Below are 1,139 nucleotides of genomic sequence, written 5' to 3'. Positions count from 1 at the left end.
GCGAAGCTGCGGCAGGTCGACGTGCTGTTGTCCCAGGGGCGCCCGGTCGCGGAGGCGATCCGGGCCATCAGCGTGACGGCGTTCACGTATTATCGCTGGCGCAAGGAGTTTGGCGGGCTGAAGTCCGACCAGGTGAAGCGTCTGAAGGATCTGGAGAAGGAGAACGAGCGGCTGCGCAAAGCCGTCTCGGATCTGACGTTGGAGAAGCTGATCCTCAAGGAAGCTGCCTCGGGAAACTACTGAGCCCCGCCCGTCGTCGCCGGTGCATCGACCACGCCATGATAAAGTTCGGCGTGTCGGAGCGGCTGGCGTGCCGGGTTCTGGGGCAGCATCGATCTACGCAAAGGAAACTGCCGACGGGTCGCGTCGATGATGCGGCGCTGACCGCCGACATTGTCGAGCTCGCCACCCAGTATGGCCGCTACGGCTACCGCCGGGTCGCGGCCATGCTGGAGACCGCCGGTTGGGCGGTGAACGTCAAACGCGTTGAGCGGATCTGGCGGCGGGAGGGGCTCAAGGTGCCGGCCAGGCAACCGAAGAAAGGCCGTCTCTGGCTGAATGACGGATCATGCATCCGGCTTCGGCCGGAACACCCCAACCATGTCTGGTCCTACGACTTTGTCGAGGATCGCACCCACAACGGTCGAAAATTCCGCATGCTGAACGTGATCGACGAGTTCACCCGGGAATGCATTGCGATCCGGATCGACCGGAAACTCAAAGCCACCGACGTCATCGATGTCCTGTCCGATCTTTTCATCCTGCGCGGCGTGCCCGGGCATGTTCGTTCGGACAACGGTCCCGAGTTCGTCGCCAAAGCAGTGCGGGATTGGATCGCAGCGGTCGGCGCGAAGACAGCCTTTATCGAGCCTGGCAGTCCTTGGGAGAACGGCTACTGCGAGAGCTTCAACTCCAAGCTGCGCGACGAACTCCTGAGCGGCGAGCTGTTCTACAGCCTCGCCGAGGCTCGGATCGTCATCGAGGGCTGGCGTCAGCACTACAATACCCGGCGCCCGCACTCCTCGCTCGGCTACAAGCCGCCAGCACCGGTCGCTGTGGTCTGGCCGCCTACGAAAACCCAACCCGCTTCGCCGGCCATCTCAACCGTGGCCGACAAGCCCACCATGCATTAGATTAGA

1 pseudogene is annotated in these 1,139 nt (G+C 62.9%); it reads left to right on the top strand.

Annotation, left to right across the window (positions count from 1 at the left end):
- Positions 1-1,133 (top strand): annotated as a pseudogene (locus AC2FAN_RS27190) (IS3 family transposase); the annotation flags it as partial.
- Positions 1,134-1,139: the final 6 nt, after the last annotated feature.

It is taken from the genome of Allobosea sp. RIT-PG3_2, from assembly GCF_057321085.1.
The sequence above is the reverse complement of the archived record's forward strand: the minus strand, read 5'-3'. Positions and strand labels throughout refer to the sequence as shown.